Annotated in this window: 19 protein-coding genes and 1 pseudogene; 17 read left to right on the top strand and 3 right to left on the bottom strand. The window is 38.2% G+C overall.

All coding sequences use genetic code 11. From position 1 onward, the window contains the following. The first annotated feature begins 15 nt into the window (after positions 1-15). On the top strand, positions 16-1404 hold the full coding sequence (locus PQ478_RS14900) for a cobyrinic acid a,c-diamide synthase CobB (RefSeq protein ID WP_289234726.1): 1389 nt from the start codon (positions 16-18) through the stop codon (positions 1402-1404). Here PQ478_RS14900 and PQ478_RS14895 read toward each other — a convergent pair. Further along, positions 1397-2125 (bottom strand): GNAT family N-acetyltransferase, encoded by a 729-nt coding sequence (locus tag PQ478_RS14895; RefSeq protein ID WP_289234725.1) that lies wholly within the window; start codon positions 2123-2125, stop codon positions 1397-1399. The two genes, PQ478_RS14900 and PQ478_RS14895, sit on opposite strands and share 8 nt — an antisense overlap. Positions 2126-2292: 167 nt before the next feature. Between PQ478_RS14895 and PQ478_RS14890 the strand changes: the two genes are divergently transcribed. The 12 genes from PQ478_RS14890 to aceA all read left to right on the top strand — a co-directional run bounded on the left by PQ478_RS14890 (position 2293) and on the right by aceA (position 15010). Beyond that, positions 2293-2772: a DUF1190 domain-containing protein gene (locus PQ478_RS14890; protein WP_012959598.1), complete on the top strand. Its 480-nt coding sequence runs from the start codon at positions 2293-2295 to the stop codon at positions 2770-2772. Beyond that, positions 2762-4015, top strand: coding sequence for a glutathionylspermidine synthase family protein (locus PQ478_RS14885; RefSeq protein WP_289234724.1), 1254 nt, complete (start codon positions 2762-2764; stop codon positions 4013-4015). The genes PQ478_RS14890 and PQ478_RS14885 overlap by 11 nt, the downstream gene beginning before the upstream one ends. A gap of 3 nt (positions 4016-4018) precedes the next feature. Beyond that, complete coding sequence (locus PQ478_RS14880; RefSeq protein ID WP_289234723.1) at positions 4019-4435, top strand: DUF350 domain-containing protein; 417 nt, start codon at positions 4019-4021, stop codon at positions 4433-4435. Between the two features lie 19 nt (positions 4436-4454). Continuing rightward, positions 4455-5699: a glutathionylspermidine synthase family protein gene (locus PQ478_RS14875; protein ID WP_289234722.1), complete on the top strand. Its 1245-nt coding sequence runs from the start codon at positions 4455-4457 to the stop codon at positions 5697-5699. 50 nt (positions 5700-5749) lie between these two features. After that, positions 5750-6502: a potassium channel family protein gene (locus PQ478_RS14870; protein WP_289234721.1), complete on the top strand. Its 753-nt coding sequence runs from the start codon at positions 5750-5752 to the stop codon at positions 6500-6502. 217 nt (positions 6503-6719) lie between these two features. Beyond that, positions 6720-7709, top strand: a complete 990-nt coding sequence (bioB, locus tag PQ478_RS14865) for a biotin synthase BioB (protein ID WP_139314667.1) — start codon at positions 6720-6722, stop codon at positions 7707-7709. Between the two features lie 74 nt (positions 7710-7783). Further along, positions 7784-8107 carry a YtxH domain-containing protein gene (locus PQ478_RS14860; protein WP_012959592.1) on the top strand — a complete coding sequence of 108 codons (324 nt, stop codon included), beginning with the start codon at positions 7784-7786 and terminating at the stop codon, positions 8105-8107. Between the two features lie 161 nt (positions 8108-8268). Further along, on the top strand, positions 8269-9426 hold the full coding sequence (locus tag PQ478_RS14855; RefSeq protein ID WP_289234720.1) for a mechanosensitive ion channel family protein: 1158 nt from the start codon (positions 8269-8271) through the stop codon (positions 9424-9426). A gap of 140 nt (positions 9427-9566) precedes the next feature. Then, a complete protein-coding gene (locus PQ478_RS14850) occupies positions 9567-11060 on the top strand; it encodes a glycine betaine uptake BCCT transporter (RefSeq protein WP_289234719.1) in 1494 nt (497 codons plus the stop codon). A gap of 158 nt (positions 11061-11218) precedes the next feature. Continuing rightward, a complete protein-coding gene (locus tag PQ478_RS14845) occupies positions 11219-12430 on the top strand; it encodes an MFS transporter (protein ID WP_012959589.1) in 1212 nt (403 codons plus the stop codon). Positions 12431-12653: 223 nt separating this feature from the next. Next, positions 12654-13190 (top strand): DUF4309 domain-containing protein, encoded by a 537-nt coding sequence (locus tag PQ478_RS14840; protein ID WP_289234718.1) that lies wholly within the window; start codon positions 12654-12656, stop codon positions 13188-13190. Between the two features lie 527 nt (positions 13191-13717). Further along, positions 13718-15010, top strand: coding sequence for an isocitrate lyase (aceA, locus tag PQ478_RS14835; RefSeq protein WP_012959587.1), 1293 nt, complete (start codon positions 13718-13720; stop codon positions 15008-15010). 50 nt (positions 15011-15060) lie between these two features. On the opposite strand, the gene PQ478_RS14830 is transcribed toward aceA, so the two are convergent. Beyond that, complete coding sequence (locus PQ478_RS14830) at positions 15061-16587, bottom strand: gluconokinase (protein ID WP_289234717.1); 1527 nt, start codon at positions 16585-16587, stop codon at positions 15061-15063. A gap of 19 nt (positions 16588-16606) precedes the next feature. After that, on the bottom strand, positions 16607-17461 hold the full coding sequence (locus PQ478_RS14825) for a MurR/RpiR family transcriptional regulator (protein WP_075680889.1): 855 nt from the start codon (positions 17459-17461) through the stop codon (positions 16607-16609). Positions 17462-17651: 190 nt separating this feature from the next. Between PQ478_RS14825 and gnd the strand changes: the two are divergent. The 4 genes and pseudogenes from gnd to PQ478_RS14805 all read left to right on the top strand — a co-directional run. Beyond that, positions 17652-18557, top strand: a pseudogene (gene gnd, locus PQ478_RS14820) (phosphogluconate dehydrogenase (NAD(+)-dependent, decarboxylating)); the annotation flags it as partial. 90 nt (positions 18558-18647) lie between these two features. Further along, entirely contained in the window at positions 18648-19703 is a 1056-nt protein-coding gene (locus PQ478_RS14815) for a TRAP transporter substrate-binding protein (RefSeq protein WP_289234715.1), read from the top strand. 152 nt (positions 19704-19855) lie between these two features. Continuing rightward, entirely contained in the window at positions 19856-20428 is a 573-nt protein-coding gene (locus PQ478_RS14810; RefSeq protein WP_289234714.1) for a TRAP transporter small permease, read from the top strand. Continuing rightward, the gene (locus PQ478_RS14805; protein ID WP_012959581.1) at positions 20429-21709 is read left to right on the top strand and encodes a TRAP transporter large permease; all 1281 of its coding nucleotides are present in this window, start codon (positions 20429-20431) and stop codon (positions 21707-21709) included. The last annotated feature ends 57 nt before the right edge of the window (positions 21710-21766 follow it).

The raw sequence follows: 21766 nt of genomic DNA, 5'->3' as shown, positions 1-21766 counted from the left end.
AGTGAGAATAAAAAAATGCAGCCACGATTCGTAGTTACAGGTACAGACAGCGGAGTAGGGAAAACAACCATTACGTTAGGTTTAATGGCAACCTATAAAAAGAAAGGTAAAAGCGTTCAAGGATATAAATGCGGCCCCGATTATATTGATCCAACGTTTCATCGCGCTATTACAAAGCGTACGTCTCATCAACTAGATACATGGATGACTTCATCTGAATGGGTTAGGCAAACATTTATAAATGGAAGTAATGATGCGGACCTATCAATCATTGAAGGAATGATGGGTTATTATGATGGCCGTTCAGCCTTAAGTGATGAGGGGAGCACATACGAAATAAGCAAAATCTTAGCTGCTCCTAGTTTATTAGTAATTAATATCAGCGGAGCAGCTAGAAGTGCAGCAGCGATGGTGAGAGGATTTCAACTACTTCAAAGCGATGCCACGATTAAAGGAGTGATTCTTAATCAGGCAGGGAGTTCAGGCCATGCGGAATTATGTAAGAGCGCAATTGAACAATTATGCCAGATTCCTGTAGTCGGGTACCTTAAAACAGGGGATACACCCACTTTGCCAGAGCGTCAACTAGGACTGATATCCGCTCTTCAAGAAGGTGAATATGATCGTTTGATTGAACAATTAAGCGTTACGATCGAAAAGCAGTTTGATCTAGATCTGATCGATAAGATAGCGAGCGAAGCACCTATTATTCCCCCTCCCCCACGTGAAGTCAAATACAGTTCACCTGCTAAAGAAAAGGTGAAAATAGGAGTTGCTTATGATGAAGCATTTCATTTTTATTACGAAGCAAATCTCGAATTGCTAAGGCAGGCAGGAGCTGATCTATGCTACTTTTCTCCATTGAAAGGAGAAGGCATTCCAGCTGATTGTGACGGGCTTTATTTAGGCGGGGGCTTCCCAGAAGAATATGCGAGCCGACTTTCCTCTCATCCATTATTATTTAAACAACTAAAAGAGGCGGTTGTTGACCAAATGCCGATTTTTGCAGAGTGTGGGGGCTATATGCTCTTATGTGAAAGCCTTAGATTGACAAACGGAAAAAGATACCCTATGGCAGGTATTATTCCGCAGCAAATTCAGATGAATGAAACCTTATCAGCTATTGGGTACAGAGAAGTAAATATTGTAGAAGATTCAATACTAGGAATAAAAGGGACGAAGCTTAGAGGACATGAATTTCATTATTCTTCTATTAGAAGCCATGAAGAAGTTAACCCTTGTTTTCAATATGATAGCTGGGGTAAGAACCAGTTCCAAGGATATTTAGGAGATTCTCTTGTAGCTAGTTATATCCATCTTCATTTTGCCTCCAATCCTTTGGTAGTCAAAAATATAATTAATGCCTGCTCCGAATATAAGAAGAAAAGGTCTAACCTCATATAGAGTTAGACCTTTTTTTGTACGTAAATAAGAAAGCTGTGTTTCTAAACCCCAGTTTGAGATAGATGCTGAAGCCCATTTGACTAGAAGCTAAAATCCAGCTCGTTGTATGGGGGGCGGAATAGAGAATGATTTTTTCACATAAGTGGCTCCCTAACCCTTGCTTTCGATAATCAGGGTCAATATAAATATTATCTAAACAGGCTCGTTTTGACTTTCTCGTTGAAGAGATTCGGCCAAATCCGACAGGTGTTAGGTGATCGTACATTACATATTGGTTAATCCCTTCCTGTTCTATCTGTTCTAAATTTACAGCATTTAACTGAAAATACGTGTTCACTTCCTGTGCTTCTGTATAATCCGTTATTTCACTAAGTTTCATATCTGCCGATTTGTAAGAAGTGCTCAATTCGAGTGCAGCAATATCTTCTAGGATCATGAGATAGTGAGAGGATGAAAGATAATAAGAATATAGCTGAGGTGCTTCTTGCCTTGAAGTAACGAGTGTCAAATAATGAGGGCTAAAGGGAGCTTTTTTGAATACTTTTCTAAGCCCAAAGGGAGTAATGAAAAGCTCATGTCTTCTATCACCAACAGGATATCCGTATGTAACCTGAATTAGGTTCTCTTCCTCTTTAACAGTTGTTCCATAAGTATAACGGCATGCGATTAAGCCCCACACGAAATCGTGCAGCGCTTCTTGAGAGATGTTCAAAACAAACATCCTTCCTCTCTTAATGTTGAATAAATTAAAAATCCTTAATCCTATACTTATACCCGATAAAATATGAATCAAACATCTTTTTTAAATAAATATATGCTAGAATGACAACGGTAGAAAAATGAAACAAATATGAACAATCATCGTATAAGGTAGTGGAGGTGTAAAAAATGAATAAACCGAAAACGGATCGCTTGCTAAAAGGAATAATTGGTACAAGCTTTGCCTTAGCAAGTTTGAGTGCATGCTACAGTCCCAATACAGAAGACTTAGTAAACATCCCGCAAACATCACCTGAGGAACCCCCTCCATCTCCAGAGGAAACAGGCTGTGAAGTTTGGACTTGGGATGCAGAGGCAGAAGCTTATCAATGTGCCGAAGAAGGGTCAGAACACCATGGTCACTATTATGCAGGTGGAAGCTGGTTTCCAACGTTTGCCGCATTTATGGCCGGAAGAGCGTTAGGTAGTGCAGGAAGCTCACCAGTAACGAATCAAAGACAAGATGGCTCCACAAGCACAAATTCACAAACAAACCAGCAGTCAAATCAAAATCAACAAACGAACCAGCAAAATCAATCCCAGCAAAATAATAACCAAACAACGAACTCCCGCTCAGGAATGGGTGGAGGTGGTTTTTTTGGAGGGTAGTTACAAAGAGCGTCGTGATAGTTTTTACAATCAGATCGATCATTTTTGGGATCGATTATATGGTATGGAATATGCTTTATATGATTATATTCCACTTTCTAATAGGCAGGTAGCAGAAGTTCAGCAAGCAACTCAAGAGGCATACTCCATTTTTAAGAAAACGAATCAATTAGTAAGACTAGCGGAAGAGGAAACGTTCATACAGCTTGGCGTTCCTAAACAAACCCTCTCGCTTTTGAAAAAGGAGACTATCAGCTTTGAAACGGTTATCGGCCGTTTTGACTTTGTCGACACTAAAAACGGATTAAAGATCTTAGAGTTCAATGCGGATACACCGACCTTTATAAGAGAGGTGTTTGAAGTAAACGGCAAAGTCGCAAACAGCTTTGACTGTGCTGATCCTAATGAAGGAGAAGATGAGAAAATAGGCGAGAATGTGCGAGCAGCCGTTAATCAATTATCTGATTACTTAGGCTTGATGGAGTATCCATATGTTGTATTTACCGCTCATAAAGAGGATATAGAAGATCGTGAAACCTTAAACTATTTGATGAAGTCTGCTAAGATTCCAGGCGCTGCTTTTATCCCATTAGATGAACTTATTGTAAATACTGGTGAGAGGGAAGCTGGAGTATATGATCAAGATGGAAAGAAGATAGATATAGTCTACCGTCATACTTATCCGCTTGAAGCATTAGTGCGAGATCAGACAGATGATGGCTATCTGATTGGAGAAGCATTTTTGCAATTAGTCGAACACAAAAAGGTTGGAATCCTTAATCCGCCATCAGCTTTTTTAATGCAGACAAAAGCAATGCTTGCTGTTATATGGGGGCTGCATGAAGCGAATCATCCATACTTTTCTGATTACGACCACCAAATCATTGAAACGTATTTTTTGCCGACATACTTAGATGAGGAGCCTTTCGTAGAAACAGGAGAGAAATATGTTTCTAAGCCTATATTCGGCAGAGAAGGTGATACGGTAAGAATAAAAGAATTTGGCCGCGTGATTGGAGAAGAGACGCACAATACATACGACGAGTTTATTAAAGTATTTCAAAAATACGTGGAACTGCCAACGGCCGTCGTTAACACAGAATTAGGTGCAAAAGAAATGCATTTGCTAATTGGCAGTTTTGTTGTTGGAGAAAAAGCGAGCGCATTTGGGTTTCGTGCAGGTGCAGCCATTACTGATAATTTATCATATTTTTTGCCTTGTGTAGTGAAAGGGGATACCTAACTAGTGGACATTTTATATTATCTACAAACATTTGATCATTTTCTCATTTATTTAGCAACATCATTTATATTATTTCTAATAGGAACGTTTATTTTTAAGCGGCTAACTCCTTATTCAGAAAGAGACTTGATACGAGCAGGGAATGTGGCCGTTTCTCTTAAGTTACTAGGGAAAATGGCAGGCCTGGTTGTTGTGTTGCAATCAGCGATCAGAAGTTCAATCAATTTAGTAGACTTAGCGATCTGGGCATTAATTGCTATTATTATTCAAGTGTTGCTTCATTTTGTATTAGAACATGCCTTTACACGAAATACCAATTTAGCAAATGAGGTAGAAAAGGGTAATGTGGCAGTCGGGTTGTTCCTTGGAGGCATTTCTGTATTAGTAGGCATTATTGTCGCTGCAACAATCAGTTATTAACTTGATAGGAGGAGCAGATATGTTACCATACCGCTCATTGACAACACCTTTTGAGCAAGAAAAGTATCTTAATCGTTTTGAATCACTCTATGATGAAATGGCGAAAGCTGGTTTTACATGGGCTACTCTATATGAGAATTACGAAGAACATCAATATATGAGTGATTCTATGCTAGAAGTTCCTCATGCGATGTATACCGAGATTAAAAATGCAACAAGGGCAGTAGATGCAATTTATATAAAAACATATAAAATGATCAAAGAGAATCCTAGTATCATGCATCGATTAGGCATTCCAATTATGCTGTGGGATCTTTTGTTGGAAGATCAGAGTAAACGCTTTTCATACTTTACTAGATATGATTTTATTGCTTCAGTACATGGATTAAAGGTAATAGAAGCAAATACTGATACACCTGTTGGACTAGTTGAAGCAGCTATTGCTCAGAACCGTCTAGCGAACGTGCATCAAGTGGAAAATCCTAATGAAGGGATAAACCGGCTTGTAAAAGAAGCATGGGATCAGGTTATAAAAGATTACCAGATAAGAAGTTCAGATACGCTCTACTTTACAGCTGCGAATTGGCATGATGAGGATAAGCTAACAGCAAAGTATTTGATGCAACACTACCCTCAAAATGCAGACTACATCCCATTAGAGGAGATAGAAGTAAGAAAAGATGGGGTATATGATCCGAGCGGCAATCAGATCCACTTTTTATACCGTCTTTATCCACTTGAATACTTTCTTCATGAGAAAAGCGGTACGGGCGAGTCGATTGGTGAGCAATTTCTTGTAAACGTATTAGAAGGCAAAGTAAAGTTGATAAATCCTCCACAAGCATTAATGATGCAGTCCAAAGCAGTCCTCTCATTGATTACTGAGAAGAAAAAAGAATGGTATACAAGAGGGGAACAAGAAATAATTGAGCGTTATTTTTTACGCACGTATGACGATCAGGCAGGTCTATATTCCTACGTTAAAAAGCCCGTACTAGGACGAGAGGGCGGGGGGATTACTGTAGTAGAAAATAATCATATTCTAGATCAGGACCTTGATTACTATCAAGATCAACAAATGGTTTATCAAGAATATTACCCGATGCCAAGTCAAACGATAGACACATGGGATGGACCTTATACAGGCAGATTACTTATTGGGTCTCATACTATGAATGGTGAACCAGCAGGACTATTTTTCCGGGTGGGTGAATATATTACTGGTAATTTGTCCATGTTTGTTGGATTTACTATAATGAAATAATCAAAAGAGGCAGCAGTAAATGTGGCTGTCTCTTTAAGATGGTGATAAGTATGGAAGCAGACATAACTAAAGATAAACAAATCGCACAAAAAAACAAATGGATCTTTGCATATGAAGTTCTTTTATTTACATTAGCATGTGTAACGTTTGGACTCGTCTTTATTGATGAAAATCAGTATTATGTATTAGATTTAATTGTGTGGCTCATTTTTACAATCGATGTACTTATAAGATTCATTCTAAGTAAAAATAAAACCGCTCATCTTAAAAAGAACCCTCTTGATTTGATCATCATCATACCATTTGATGCGGTATTTCAGCTGGCTAGAATTGCAAGAGTCATCAGGGCACTTAGACTTTTGGTGATTGTTTCTAGATATGCAAGGCCCTTAGCAGTAATATTAAATAAGCACGGATTAGGAAAAGCTGTCACATTCATGACGTTGATGGTCTTTTTAAGCTCGATTCCTATTGTTCACCTTGAACCGAATATTGAAACATATGCTGATGCACTATGGTGGAGTATTGTGACAACCACGACTGTAGGTTATGGAGATATATCGCCATCAAGCCCTATAGGTCGATTAATTGCTGTGTTTCTGATGCTTTTTGGAATAGGATTAATTGGGATTATTACAGCTTCAATCACCAGTTATTTTTTAACAGGGACGATTAAAGAGGAATCTACCCAAGTTACGTATATGAAAGAAAAAATCAATGAATTAGATCACTTAACTGCTGCTGAAATAGACATTCTTATAAAACTTCTTGAAGAAGAAAAGCGTAATCGAGATACGTGTTGAATTTATATTAGAATAATATTATCAAGGTGTAGGTATCTGCACCTTGATTTTTTTATGCCTCGAAAATTGCCCTGGAAATAAATAACCGCATCTTTTTTACTATGAAAACAGAGAATTATCTGTTTTTTTGCAATTAATTGTAAAACTGCTTGTTTATTAGCTTGTTTAATGTTAACTTAAAATAAAAAGTAGTTAACAAACGGGAGGGCAAAACACAATGAGTGAATGGTTAAACTATGCTAAAAGAGCGATAACTGGAGAAAAATTATCCTTAGATGAGGGGCTGTCTATCTTACAGGCAGACGATGAAGAAGTACTGCCTATCTTACAGGCGGCTTTTAAAGTTAGAAGTCATTTCTATGGAAAAAAAGTGAAATTAAATATGATCATCAATGCTAAAAGTGGACTATGTCCTGAAAATTGTGGGTACTGTTCACAATCAATTGTATCAACAGCACCAGTTGAGAAGTATTCTTTCTTAGATAAGGAAACATTGTTAGCGGGTGCAAGAGAAGCGATGGAGAGAAAAGCAGGAACCTATTGTATCGTAGCAAGCGGACGAGGTCCGACTGAGCGAGAGCTCGACGGGGTTATTGAAGCAGTAGAAGAGATTACAGCTACGATGCCTTTAAAAATATGTGCGTGTTTAGGGATTTTGACAGATGAGAAAGCCAAAAGACTAAAGCAAGCTGGGGTTCATAGATATAATCATAATATTAATACTCATCGCGATCATCATGAGGCGATTACAACAAGTCATACATATGATAATAGAGTCGAAACAGTAGAAAGTGCAAAGAGTGCAGGGATGTCACCTTGTTCCGGTGTCATTATAGGAATGGGAGAAACAGATGAGCAAATTGTAGAAATGGCATATGCCCTGCGTGAGATCGATGCGGATTCAATTCCAGTAAATTTTTTACATGCCGTACCAGGTACTCCTCTTGAGGGGAAAAGCCGGACAGCGCCAATGAAAGCCTTACGCGTCTTAGCGTTAATGAGATTTATTAATCCATCAAAAGAAATCCGTGTCTCAGGGGGCAGGGAATTAAATCTCAGAACATTGCAGCCGCTCGCGTTGTATGCAGCGAACTCTATTTTTGTAGGAGATTATTTAACAACAGAGGGACAAAGTGTTGAGATTGATCATCATATGATTGAAGACCTAGGGTTTGAAATTGAAGAGCGCGCTATTCCAGTTACTTAAATTAACAAAATAAATTACATTCATAAGAAACGCTTTATAACCTCATACTATTTGAAAAGGAAGGGGTTGTAGGGATGTTTAGAAAGAAACGTTCATCTCGTTCAGGATACTTTATCGGATCACTTGTCGGCACAGCAGTTGGTGTTGCTGGTTATTACTTATTAGCTAGTGAAAGAGGCAGCCAAATGAGAAAAGGTCTGGTTAATAAAATGCCAGAAGCAAATTCAAAAAAAGGAGGCGCCTTATCCCACCTATTGCTTGAATTTGGCAGTGAATGGAGCGAGGATATAAAAGAAGTACTAAGTGACAGCAAAAAACCTGAACAGACGAAAAACCAAAGTGCTGGTGAACAATCAGAAATTGGTGAATTAATACAAGGTGTGTTAGAAGAGGAGTAGTCAATTCATTTTGACTGCTCTTTTTTAGGTTTTAATCCATTGTTTTGAGGAAAATGTAAAAGGTATTCGTATTATTATGTGATTGCCATCTCATATGAGGTTTTTGTGGTAAAATATTAATTTTAATGGAGAGGTTAATGTGAGATAGAGGTGACTATTTAATGGATAATTCAATGGAACGCTGGAGAATGCTGATTGCATCCTTTCAACGTCTAGAGTGGATAGATATTTCAATTGCCTTTGGAATATTTCTTATCTTCTTGGTTTTTCGTAAGCTATTTACCAAATATGTGTTTAAATTTATTGTTTCTCTGACACGGAGAACCCCAACTCATGTGTTTACCGATGTGCTGCTTTCATTTGAGAAGCCCTTAAGGCTTTTTTGGATTGTATTAGGTACATACTTAGCTTTGTTGTATCTGCCTTTCAACATAACCACAACAGAGTTTGTTCAGCATATTTACAGGTCGTTTATAATTATGCTTCTTGGATGGGGCTTACATAATTATATGTCTGCTCATTCCGCTTTTTTCTTCCGTTTTGCTAAAAGAGTAGAACTTGATGAAGATAGTATGTTAGTTCCTTTCTTATCTAAGATCCTAAGGTTTTCGGTGATTGCCTTAACAATCGTGGTCATAGCTGGTGAGTGGGGGTATAGTATTAGTGGTTTCATTGCTGGTTTAGGGCTTGGTGGTCTGGCATTTGCTCTTGCAGCACAAGATACAATCGGTAACTTCTTTGGAGGAATTATTATTATTACAGAAAAACCTTTTTCAAAAGGAGACTGGATCAAAACGCCTTCAGTAGAAGGTACTGTAGAGGATATCACTTTCCGCAGTACACAAATAAGAACTTTTGCTGATTCTATTGTTACGGTTCCTAACTCTACCCTTGCAAACGAACCGATTACCAACTGGTCACAGATGACAAAGCGTCAAATTACTTTTAAAGTCGGTGTAACGTATTCTACCCCTCGTCATAAGTTAGAAAACTGTGTTCATAGAATTGATACGTTGCTTAGAGAGCATGAAGAAGTCAATCAAGATTTGATTATGGTTCGTTTTAGTGATTTTAATAATTCAAGCTTGGACATTTTTGTTTACTTTTTTACGAATACGACTGCATGGACCGAATGGTATCGAATAAAAGAAGATATTAATTTTAAGATCATGAACATATTAGAAGAAGAAGGTGTAGAGATTGCATTCCCAAGCAGAAGTCTCTATGTTGAAAAAGATCATCAAGATGTCATGCAAGAAATGTTAAAAGAAGAAGTGGAAGAAGATCATACCGCTGAAAACGAGAAGAGCTCAAAATAATGAGCTCTTTTTTTTATGGCACTTTCAAAGAGTCACTTCACTGTGTTGTTCTTATCATAAGAAAACAATAAATGATGCACACTATTAGATGACACATCAATTGCAGTTGTGAAATTGGCTAATGAGAAGGAGAATTCTGTGTGAAAAATCTAACGATAACCTTTAAAATATCAATTGTTATGGCGCTTTTATTTGTTTTATGGGGAACATTTTTTCCGGCAAATCTCGGTCAAGTAATGGAGAGTGCGCAAACATTTTTTTTGACAGCTTTTGGTTGGTTTTATCAGCTTGCTGCTTCATTCTTTCTATTGTTTGCTCTGTTTTTGATCTTCAGTAAATATGGAAAAATAAAATTAGGAAAGGAACATGATAAACCTGAATTTAACCGGCTTACTTGGTTTGCCATGCTTTTTAGTGCGGGGATGGGGATCGGGTTACTCTTTTATGGTGTCTCAGAACCTATATCACATTATGCAGAACCTCCGTATGGCGGGGAAGAACTAGCTAGAACGTCTGAGGCAGCTCTCATTGCATTGAGATTTACATACTTACACTGGGGATTTCATGCATGGGCCATCTATGCGACAGTAGCATTAGCTTTAGCTTATTATAAGTTTCGCAAGCAGGTACCAGGTTTAATGAGTTCCACATTGCAGCCTATTTTTGGAGACAAAGTCAGAGGACCTATTGGATATACAATTGATATTATAGCTGTATTTGCAACGTTATTTGGAGTTTGTGCTTCGTTAGGCTTAGGTGCTCAACAAATTAATGCAGGATTAAATTATTTGATTGGGATACCTATTAATTTTAACATCCAGTTATTGATTATAGGTATTATTACAGTTTTATTTATTATTTCAGCTTCAACAGGTATTAAAAAAGGAATTAAATATTTAAGTAATACGAATATGATTTTAGCGGTATTACTCTTAATCATTATGATCATTGTTGGTCCGACGTTATTTTTATTAAACCTTTTTACTCATACATTAGGGCAGTATATTCAAAACTTGCCGCAAATGGGGCTGCGTATTTCTCCATTTAATCAAGAAAGTGCTGCCTGGACTCAAGGGTGGACGATTTTTTATTGGGCATGGTGGATCTCTTGGTCTCCATTTGTTGGAATGTTTATTGCTAGAGTATCAAAAGGGAGAACAGTTAGAGAATTTGTTGTAGCTGTATTAATCGTTCCTACACTTGTTTGCGCATTCTGGTTTGCCATCTTTGGCGGAACAGGAATTTATTTTGACTTAATAGAGGGGCTAGATGTAGCTGGCCAAAGTTTAGAGACGGGGTTATTTTACGTCTATAACTTTTTACCGTTAGGCGGGGTGTTATCTGTATTAACTGTATTGCTTATAAGTACATTTTTCATCACCTCTGCTGACTCTGCCACATTTGTTCTTGGAATGCAGACGACTGAAGGAGATTTAAATCCCTCCGTCTTTATTAAAATCTCTTGGGGGCTGATTTTAAGTGCGTCTGCGGTTGTATTAATGGCATCAGGAGGACTAAATGCCTTGCAAACGGCGATTATTGTCAGCGCATTTCCTTTAACCTTTATCTTACTTGCTATGAGCTACAGCATACTTAAGGTGTTTAAGCTGGAAATGAAGGCACAAAAAAAATAAATTCAATACTGCACAGAACTTCTCTTAGAGATGTTCTGTTTTTTTCTTTAGCCTAGAAAAGCGGCTGTGATGTTCAAATGATTCTGAATCCTTTATAATGTTTTTATTAACTATTAGAGAGAAAATGGTGTTAGCTGCAATTTAAGGAGTGGAGAAAAATGATCGAAGAGAAGACCGCACAGTTTAGGCGGACTACATTTGCTTTAGGAGTAGCTGCTTTCTTTATTTTTGCCAATTTACATTTTCCGCAGCCGATTTTACCTGTACTAGCAAGAGAATTTCAAGTTTCGGATGTAATGATTAGTTTACTTGTTTCCGTTCCCTTATTTGTTCTAGCCATAGCCTTTTTCATTTACAGCCCATTGTCTGATGCGCTGGGGCGTAAGAAAATAATGAATACAGCAATGGTTATTGCTTGTTTGTTATCGCTTGGTCTGGCAGTTGTCCCTGGGTTTGAAGGACTTTTACTAATCCGGACGCTGCAAGCCATCGCACTTGCTGGGATCCCAACTATTGCGCTAGCGTATATAAGCGAAGAATATGCAAAAAAAGCAATGACAGTAGCAATCGGCGTCTATATTAGTGCAAACAGCTTTGGAGGAATGACAGGCCGTTTTATGAGCGGGGTATTAACGGATCTTTCAAGCTGGCGAATAGCTTTTTTAGTTATGGGATTAATCAGTGTCTTGTCTGTAATATTAGTATTACTGTTTCTCCCAAATTCAAAGCAATTTACACCGCAGCCTTTTCACTTTAAAGAAGTGATTGCTAATTACCGGCATCATTTAAGTGACCGGCAGCTGCAGCCAGCGTATATTGTTGGAGGACTACACTTTCTAATTTTTATAGGGTTTTACAGTTATGTTGCGTTCTTACTGTTAGCAGAGCCATTTTCTTTATCAACTACAGTTGTAGGGTTTGTTTTTATCACATATATGGCAGGTACTTTTTCTTCAACGCTTGCCGGAAAGCTTGCTAAAAAATACTCACAGGCTTATTGTCTTAAAATCGGTATCCTGATTATGGCTGTAGGTATTACTCTTACACTGATTATGAATTTGTTATTGATTGTGCTGGGATTGCTCTTGCTTAGCTTTGGATTCTTTTTTGCTCATTCATGCTCTAGTGCATGGGTATCAAAGTATGCAACAACAGCGAAAGCAAGTGCTTCAGGATTGTACCTAACTGCTTATTACATTGGGGGCGGACTTGGCGGTATTTATTTAGGGTGGTTTTGGGTGCATGCTGGGTGGATAGGAGTGGTGGCTGGGTCAATGATGATTCTGGTGGTGACCACATACACATCTATTCAAATGAAACATTTAGAGGAAACAGACCATCTTAAATCGACTTCTTATACGGTAAATTAAAAAGGAATATTTCGTATATCGACAAATTACGTTATCTTTGACAATTTTTGTGCTGATTATGTCTTAATTATTGGAATGGTTTTCATAGGAATCACAAAAAATCACACGAATATTTAATTTTAACAAGATAAACGTTTTAAAAAGCGGGTGAGCAGGGTAATTCTATATATAGATAATATTTCCGTTTAAAACGTTTTAAAAGGTTAAAGGCAGGTGTGTGAGGATGAAATATATAAAATATTTTATTGTGATGAATATGGCTATCTTCCTATTTGGCTGTGGACAAGGGAATTCAATAGTAATGGATATCGAGGAGTTAGACAAACCAGGATCAGTCGTTTCAGCTGCGACCCCTTCATTTCTTTCATTTACTTGGATTGAAAAAGGATTTAACGGTATCTTTTTTCCGACTGATCAAGCTTTAGGAGAATCGCAGACAGATGTGTTAGAAAGTCTTGGAGAGCCTAATGAAAAAGGGTTATATGAAGGTGGAAATTATTATACTTATGACCGTACAACCTATATTTTTTCAAGTGAGAACTACTTATTAGAAGCCATCATGATGGACATATCTGACTACCGGGTTTCGGTAGAGGAAATGAAGCGAGCTTTAGGAACACCGGACCGCAGCGAATTAGATGAATTGGATGGTTATTGGACCTATTCTTATGAATTAGATGATTATACGTTGTTTTTTGAAACCTCTGAGGAAGGAAGCCCGCTTGAATTTGTATGGTTAGTTGAATCAGAAAAACAATAAATAACAAGTAGGAGCGAGAGTACTAACGAAAACGTTGGTACTCTTTTTGTGTTGTTCTGCTACAGTGAATACCTGCTCGTATATTTTTTTCAAATGAAGGAAGTTAGCCAAATAAAGATAAAGTGTTTTCGTTAAGGCGGCGTAATAGTGTTATTACTTCTGGGTATGTCACTTATAATTTCTTCAAAAGTATAATTTTTCAAAAAAATAAGAAAAAACTATTGTAATTATTTGAATACTGTTATATTATAAAACACGTAGAAACAAACTGTAATAATACAGAGAGAAAAAAGGGGTCGAACTAGGAGAGGGTGAATGTACGAAAAGTGACAATCAATGACATCTAGAGCATCTTAACTTCGTAAGAATCCTGCAAGAAGTGCATAACTGTTAGTCCATTGAAAAGACATTGATTCAGCTTATGAATTCTGTTATTGAACAGTATGAGGATCTGAAGTGTGTGACGCTTAGAGACAGAATCAGGATCATGGGCAGTATCAACACTTTAAAAAAAGGGAGAGATTATCATGACAAAAGAAAATCTAAAATTAGCAGCTGAACAATTACAAGCACAGTGGGAAAATGATGAGAGATGGCAAGGGATTGAACGTACATATTCTGCTGAAGAAGTAGTCAAATTAAGAGGATCAGTTCAAATTGAACATACATTAGCTAAGCGCGGAGCTGAAAAGCTTTGGAACTATCTTCACAATGAAGATTATATCAATGCACTAGGCGCTTTAACTGGTAACCAAGCTGTTCAACAAGTGAAAGCTGGTTTAAAAGCTATTTATCTTAGTGGATGGCAAGTAGCTGCAGATGCTAACTTATCTGGTCAAATGTATCCAGATCAAAGTTTATATCCTGCAAACAGTGTTCCAAGTGTTGTTAAGCGTATTAACCAAGCACTTCAGCGTGCAGACCAAATTCAACATATGGAAGGTGAAGGAGATATTGATTATTTCCAACCGATCGTGGCTGATGCGGAAGCTGGATTTGGCGGTCAGTTAAACGTATTTGAATTAATGAAAGGCATGATTGAAGCTGGTGCATCAGGTGTTCACTTAGAAGACCAACTTGCTTCTGAGAAGAAATGCGGACATTTAGGCGGTAAAGTATTAATTCCTACACAAACTGCAGTACGCAACCTTACAGCTGCTCGTCTAGCTGCAGATGTAAGCGGTGTACCAACACTCCTAATTGCTAGAACAGATGCAGATGCTGCTGATCTTATTACGAGTGATATTGACCCGGCAGATCATCCATTTATTACAGGAGAACGTACGCCTGAAGGATTCTACCGTACGAAACCAGGCCTTGACCAGGCTATTGCGCGTGGTTTAGCGTATGCACCATATGCTGATCTTATCTGGTGTGAAACTTCAAAACCATCGCTTGAAGAAGCTCAAGCATTTGCTGATGCTATCCATGCTAAATTCCCAGGAAAAATGCTTGCTTATAACTGCTCGCCTTCATTTAACTGGGAAGCTAATCTTGATAAAGAAACAATTGAAACGTATCAAGTGGAGCTTGGGAAAATGGGTTACAAATTCCAATTCGTTACGCTTGCAGGATTCCATGCTCTAAACCACAGCATGTTTGAATTAGCACATGGCTATAAAACTCGTGGAATGGGTGCATATTCAGAGTTACAACAAGCTGAATTTGCAAGTGAGTCAAAAGGCTACACTGCAACTCGCCACCAACGTGAAGTAGGTACAGGATACTTTGATGAAATTTCACAAGCAGTTTCTGGTGGTACATCTTCAACAACAGCATTAAAAGGTTCTACTGAAGAATCACAATTCCAAAAGCAATAATAAATGATAAAATAACCGGCCATCATTAGATGAGCCGGTTATTTTACGATTTACCGTAATTGATAATGAGCTAACTTACTTGAGATCAATTCTTGTGAAGATTGAGCCTCCATGAATAATTCAAACAAGCTTTTGTAATTCATATGATTCGTTTTATTATAGTGGACAGTTTTGCCCATAGGAATATGCTGTGCTATATCTTCAAGTTTAGATTCTTCTCCAATTGCCATTAAACTGAACCAAGCAGCTCCCCAAGCTGCACTTTGATGAGATAAAGGTAATTCAAGATCTCTGCCAAAAATATCAGCAACAAGCTGCAGCCAAAAAGGTGATCTTGCAAAACCTCCATTTACAAATATCCTCTTATTTTCTCCTGTTTTCTCTTCAAGAATAAGGCTGATCTGATAAAGGTTAAATACAATCCCTTCCAAAGTGGAACGCAGTAAGTCTCCTGTTGTATGGGTACTGCTGATGCCCAACCAGCTTCCTCTAGCTTCTGCACGCCATAATGGTGCACGTTCCCCATTTAAATATGGTAGAAATAGAAGGCCTTTTGAACCAACAGGAGAACAACTGGCCAAATGAAATGCACGGTCAAATGAGTGAGATTCACTCATTTGGGGGGGAGTCACTGTTTCAACAGCCCATTTCCATACATTCCCTCCATTATTTGAAGGCCCTCCTAAAATCCAATGCGATTTTGTGATGCTGTAACTAAATAGGTGGGTGACCTTATCAGCAGGTGTTGAACTAATCTTTCGGATGGCCCCGCTTGTTCCGATGGTAAGAGCTAAATCCCCTTTATTTATCGCTCCTACCCCGATGTTAGCTAAAGGCCCATCACTAGATCCAAGGGCAATAGGTGTATCTTTTTTCAGACCTGTTTCGAGGACGATTCGGTCATTTAGTCCTTTTAATATATAGGTAGGGGGTACAGGGGTGAATAGATTCTCTTTTTGAATCCCTGCAAGTTTTAAAGCGCTCTCATTCCACTTCAAGGTATGGACATTAAATAACCCTGTAGCTGATGCTATGCCGTAATCAACAACGGATTCATTAAACCATCTAGCGGTAATGAACTCTTTTATTGATAGAAATCTACTTGCATGAACATACGGTTTGTACTTCTGTTCTTTCATCCACATCAGCTTGAATAGTGGTGACATGGGATGAATCGGCGTACCGTTTTGATGCAATCCAACTCCATTTTTATCCCTGTATTCATTTGTAGTGTATTGATTAACCTGACTAACACTTCTTCTATCTGCCCATGTAAGCATAGGAGATAAAGGTTCATTATTAGAATCAACACAAATTAAAGAGTGCATAGCTGCTGATAACCCGACACTAAGGAGTTGGTCTGCATGCACATTACTTTGTTTTATCACATTAGAAATAGATTTTATGACAGCCTTTTCAATAAGTATTGGATCTTGTTCAGATCGGTCTGGCTTTGGGGAATGGGTTGGATATAGAACCTCATCTTCGCATACAACATATCCTTTTCGTGTAAATAATACAGCTTTACACGAAGTCGTACCGATATCGATCCCCATTACATAGGTAATTTCACTCATATTTTGACACTCCATTTAATTAAATTCGTTTATTTGAAATCGCCTTTCTCATTCGTTGCAGTGAATCTTTCATTTGTTCCTTTCTCTGAATGCTGACATTTACATAAAGAGCGTCAATAATACTCAGCTGAGCCAGTCTTGAGGCAAGAGCTTCTGAACGGTATTCTGTTTCTTTTGAAACAGTGTAGAGCGGAATATCTACTTGCCGGCTTAAAGGTGACTTAGCTAATGTAGTAATGCAAATGGTAGTCGCACCATGCTCTTCGGCTACATCAAGTACTTGTAAAATATCTCGATTCGTACCTGAATGAGAAATTAAAACAACGACATCTTCTTTTGTAAGCTGAGAAGCAGACATCACTTGAAAGTGAGAATCTTGATAGGCAGCTGTAGGTATACCAGTCCGTAAGAATTTATGATGGGCATCAAGGGCGATAATTCCGGAACCTCCATTCCCGTAAAATTCAACACGTCTAGCGTTCACAATGGCATGGACTGCTCTTTTATAGTGATCAGACTCAATGACATGCAATGTGTCCTCTAATGTGCGTATATTAGATTTAAACACTTTTTCAGTAATGGCTTTTTCATCATCATCTTCTTGAATCGTCTCATGAATGTCTTGAATAGGTGTAACCACTTCACTAGCTAAAGCAATTTTCATCGCTTGAAACCCTGAGAACCCTAATCTCTTACAAAATCTGAAAACCGTCGCTTCTGCTATTCCTAAATCCTCAGCTACTTGATTGATTGTGGCATGAATCATCTCTTGTGAATTTTCAAGAATATAGTCAGCCACCATTTTTTCTTTTTCACTAAAGGAAGAATAGGTGGCACGTATTTTAGTCAGGCATGGAATATGTTCATTAGTCATGAAAAACGCCCCTCTACAATCGATTGATATGTTCTATTATATAAAAAAAACGGAATAAAAAAATATTTTTTCATATTTTTTATTGTAAAAGAAAAATTTTATTCTATAATGAGAAGCAAGGGAATAATATTTCTGTTGGAAAAAATTTTAAGAAAAATATTTTCATTGAGTACATGTAACGGGAGTTGAGGAAATGCAAATTGGTATGGTAGGACTAGGCAAGATGGGTTACAACCTCGTTTTGAATTTACTCGATCATAAGCATGACGTTGTCGCTTATGATGTGAATCAAACACAAGTAAAAGAGATTGAAAAAGAAGGGGCTTCTTCTGCTTACTCATTAGAAGAGTTAGTAACAAAGTTAGAAAAGCCTAGAGTTGTTTGGCTGATGGTGCCTGCAGGGGAGATTACCGAACAAGTATTGTCCAGCTTGAAAAACCTTTTAGACAAAGAAGACATCGTAATTGATGGGGGAAATTCAAACTATAAAGATACTCTAGCGCGAGCAGAGTCTTTATCTGATAAAGGAATTTCTTTCGTCGATGTAGGTACTAGCGGCGGAGTAGAGGGTGCACGTAACGGTGTATGTATGATGGCTGGTGGAGATGAACGTGTTCTTAACTATTTAGAACCAGTTTTTAAAGATATCTCTGTGAAGGATGGTTACTTAGCTAGCGGGAAGCCAGGAAGCGGACATTTCCTTAAAATGATTCATAATGGGATTGAATATGGGATGATGCAAGCTATTGCAGAAGGCTTTGATATTTTAGAGAAAAGCCCGTTTGATTACAATTATGAGGAAGTAGCAAAGGTATGGAATAATGGTTCGGTTATCCGTTCATGGCTCATGGAGCTTACGGAGAACGCTTTCAAAAAAGATCCTAAGCTTTCTGAAATTCGTGGGGTGATGAATTCCTCAGGAGAAGGAAAGTGGACTGTTGAAACGGCACTTGATCTTCAAACAGCAGCTCCAGTGATTGCCATGTCATTAATGATGCGATATCGTTCCCAGGAAACAGATACATTTAATGGTAAAGTGGTTGCTGCGCTAAGAAATGAATTTGGCGGCCATGAAGTAGTCAAAGTAAATAAGTAAAGAGCAATAAGACATTATGGAGGGGCCGCCCTCTTTAATGATTGTTCATTTTAATTAAGAGTCCATTAAAAGGCGAGGGGAGAAATAATTATGAAGAAACTTATGTCATCATTTCTAATCGGATCAATGGCTGTTTTGTTAGCAGCATGTGGGGGAAGTGATTCTACTCAAGGAAATGGAAGCGCTTCAAATGAAGGGGGAGAAGCAACTGAACAAGTAGATTCTAAAACGATTCGTGCAGGAATCGGACTAAATAGTGAGCATCCTCAATATAAGGGGTTAGAAAAATTTAAAGAGTTAGTCGAGGAAAGAACAGATGGAGCAATTGTAGTTGAAACGTACCATAGTGGGCAGCTTGGTGATGATCGCTCAATGATGGAAGCGCTGCAATTAGGTACACAAGAAGTTACTGTTCCATCTACAGCGCCAATCGCTAACTTCGTATCTGAGTTCTCGGTATTTGATTTCCCATTCTTATTCCCAAGCAGTGAAGTAGCTGATCAAGTACTTGATGGAGAAGTGGGGCAAGGCTTTTTAGATAGATTAGAAGATCAAAGTTTAGTAGGGCTTGCCTACTGGGAAAATGGGTTCCGAAATCTTACAAACAGTAAACAAGCGGTTGCAACAGCAGAAGATTTTAAAGGCTTAACCATTCGTACAATGGAAAATGATCTTCATCTAGAAGCATTCAGAGCACTAGGAGCGAATCCTACACCTATGGCATTTACCGAGTTATTTACAGCAATGCAGCAAGGGACTGTTGACGGGCAAGAAAATCCATATGCAACGATATATTTAGAAGGCTATTACGAAGTTCAAAAGCATGTCTCCAATACCAACCATATTTATAGTCCATTTGTTTTTATGATGAGCAAAACATTCTTTGATTCTTTAACAGAAGAAGAGCAGGAAATCGTGAGCGAAGCCGCACTTGAAGCAGGTGCTTACCAACGTGAATTAAATCGCGAAGCAAATGAAACATACTTAGCAAATCTTCAAGAGGAAGGTATGACTTACACTGAAATCAGTGAAGAAGAGCGTCAAAAAATGATCGAAGCGGTTCAGCCTATTATTGATAAATATGCTGAGAATATTGGTACTGATGTAGTAGAAGAAGTGTATTCAGCCATTGAAGCTGCACAGTAATCAGAAAGCAAAGGGCTTGACCTATCAGGTTCAAGCCTTTTTTTCAAAAAAATCAAAAAAAGAAGTCCAAAAGTGAATATGGCTATAGACATAATTAGTTTTGTGCTTCTTAATTAATAAGAGAGAAATAGATAGATAAGGGGAGATATTTGGTGAAATTGCTCAGATGGATCGATGAACATTTTGAGGAAGTGTTCTTAATAGGGTTTTCTGTCGTCATGGTTGTAGTGATTGCAGCCCAAGTATTTATGCGGCATGTAATGGAATCTTCTTTGTCTTGGTCAGAAGAGCTTGCGAGATATTGTTTTATCTGGTTAGTTTACTTAGGGATTAGTTATGGAGTAAAAAAGCAACGGCACATTAAAGTCGATGTAGCACTTCTTCTCTTAAAAGGGAAAGCGAAAGTATTGCTTGCTATGTTTGCTAATCTATTATTTCTGGCGTTTGCTTTGTTTGTTATTATTTACGGCTATGATATTGCTGAAAGGCTTCTTGCTTTTGGTCAAACGTCTCCAGCCTTACATATTCCAATGGGTCTAGTCTATATGGCGACACCAGTTGGAATGGCGTTAACCTCTATTCGGTTAATTCAACAATTAATTATACAAGGGAAATCCTTAGTAGGTGAAGGCTCTTTCGAGGTGAAAACGGAGCAGGAATTAATTGTTGAGCAGCGTCTGAATGAGGAAGATCATACTCCTCTTGACCGAAAGGAGGATAAATAAATGACTGCTATTGTCTTATTTGCTAGTTTTGCACTCTTTTTATTTTTAAGTGTTCCAATCGGGATAGCTCTTGGACTGGCGACGCTGGTCACTATTTTATATTCTGGGTCGATTCCTGTTGAGTTTCTTGTTCAAGGATTAGTTACATCGGTTGACTCTTTTCCTTTAATGGCGGTGCCTTTCTTTATTTTGGCGGGTGAAATTATGGGTAAAGGCGGTATTTCTAACCGGTTGTTTTTATTTGCCAATTCAATCGTAGGGAATAAAACGGGTGGATTTGCGATTGCTACAATCATTACGTGTATGTTCTTTGCAGCAATTTCTGGCTCAGGCCCGGCAACTGTTGCAGCAATTGGCGGGATCATGATACCTGCAATGGTCCGTCAAGGTTATGATAAAAAATTTGCAACGGCTCTTGTTGCTGCTGCAGGTTCATTAGGTGTTATTATTCCACCTAGTATACCAATGGTTATTTACGGGGTGGTCGGCAGTGCCTCCATTGGCGATATGTTTATTGCCGGGATTATTCCAGGTGTACTAGTAGGGTTAGGGCTCATGATTTATGCCTATTTTCATTCTAAGAAAAAAGGCTATACAGGGACTGCTGAGAAAACATCAGTGAAAAATATTCTGCGGTCTGCATGGGAAGCAAAATGGGCACTTCTCATTCCAGTTATTATACTTGGAGGAATATATGGGGGGATTTTCACCCCGACTGAAGCTGCAGTTATTGCAGTAGTTTACGGCCTTATTGCAGGTTTGTTGTTATACCGTGAATTAAAGATAAAAGACCTGCCGCGCGTCTTTGCTGATGCGGCATTGACGACTGCAACGGTATTAATTATCGTTGGTTCAGCAACGGCTTTTGGAAGACTATTAACAATTGAGCAAATCCCAAATCAAGTAGCGGAAGCAATGCTTGCGATTTCAGAAAATCCAATTGTCCTTATCTTGCTTATAACGATACTGCTGTTAATTGTCGGCTGTTTTATGGATACACTTGCAGCAATTATTATTCTGACACCGATTTTATTACCGATTGCCGTTAATTTAGGATACGATCCGATACATTTTGGTATTATCATGGTTGTCAATTTAGCTATTGGCTTCATTACCCCGCCGCTTGGAGTAAATCTCTTCGTTGGTTCAGGAATCTCGGGACTATCCATTGAGACGCTCTCAAAGGCGATTATTCCATTTTTTGTAGCGATGCTTGCTACGTTGCTACTAATTGTCTTCATACCTGAGCTTTCATTATGGCTCCTGCAATTTAAACAATAAAATCGTAAAAGAGGTTAGAATGCTAGCCTCTTTTACGTGTTTCTTTTAGTAGATTTA

Source organism: Alkalihalophilus pseudofirmus, from assembly GCF_029094545.1.
Taxonomy (GTDB): domain Bacteria; phylum Bacillota; class Bacilli; order Bacillales; family Bacillaceae_D; genus Alkalihalophilus; species Alkalihalophilus pseudofirmus.
Note: the sequence above shows the minus strand (reverse complement) of the source record. Positions and strands in the feature narration are given on the sequence as shown.

Bases quoted from the DNA above. Each gene is read 5' to 3' on its own strand.
- PQ478_RS14900 (WP_289234726.1), top strand. From the start codon at position 16: ATGCAGCCACGATTCGTAGTTACAGGTACAGACAGCGGAGTAGGGAAA.
- PQ478_RS14895 (WP_289234725.1), bottom strand. From the start codon at position 2,125: ATGTTTGTTTTGAACATCTCTCAAGAAGCGCTGCACGATTTCGTGTGG.
- PQ478_RS14890 (WP_012959598.1), top strand. From the start codon at position 2,293: ATGAATAAACCGAAAACGGATCGCTTGCTAAAAGGAATAATTGGTACA.
- PQ478_RS14875 (WP_289234722.1), top strand. From the start codon at position 4,455: ATGTTACCATACCGCTCATTGACAACACCTTTTGAGCAAGAAAAGTAT.
- PQ478_RS14870 (WP_289234721.1), top strand. From the start codon at position 5,750: ATGGAAGCAGACATAACTAAAGATAAACAAATCGCACAAAAAAACAAA.
- bioB (WP_139314667.1), top strand. From the start codon at position 6,720: ATGAGTGAATGGTTAAACTATGCTAAAAGAGCGATAACTGGAGAAAAA.
- PQ478_RS14860 (WP_012959592.1), top strand. From the start codon at position 7,784: ATGTTTAGAAAGAAACGTTCATCTCGTTCAGGATACTTTATCGGATCA.
- PQ478_RS14855 (WP_289234720.1), top strand. From the start codon at position 8,269: ATGGATAATTCAATGGAACGCTGGAGAATGCTGATTGCATCCTTTCAA.
- PQ478_RS14845 (WP_012959589.1), top strand. From the start codon at position 11,219: ATGATCGAAGAGAAGACCGCACAGTTTAGGCGGACTACATTTGCTTTA.
- PQ478_RS14840 (WP_289234718.1), top strand. From the start codon at position 12,654: ATGAAATATATAAAATATTTTATTGTGATGAATATGGCTATCTTCCTA.
- aceA (WP_012959587.1), top strand. From the start codon at position 13,718: ATGACAAAAGAAAATCTAAAATTAGCAGCTGAACAATTACAAGCACAG.
- PQ478_RS14830 (WP_289234717.1), bottom strand. From the start codon at position 16,587: ATGAGTGAAATTACCTATGTAATGGGGATCGATATCGGTACGACTTCG.
- PQ478_RS14825 (WP_075680889.1), bottom strand. From the start codon at position 17,461: ATGACTAATGAACATATTCCATGCCTGACTAAAATACGTGCCACCTAT.
- PQ478_RS14815 (WP_289234715.1), top strand. From the start codon at position 18,648: ATGAAGAAACTTATGTCATCATTTCTAATCGGATCAATGGCTGTTTTG.
- PQ478_RS14805 (WP_012959581.1), top strand. From the start codon at position 20,429: ATGACTGCTATTGTCTTATTTGCTAGTTTTGCACTCTTTTTATTTTTA.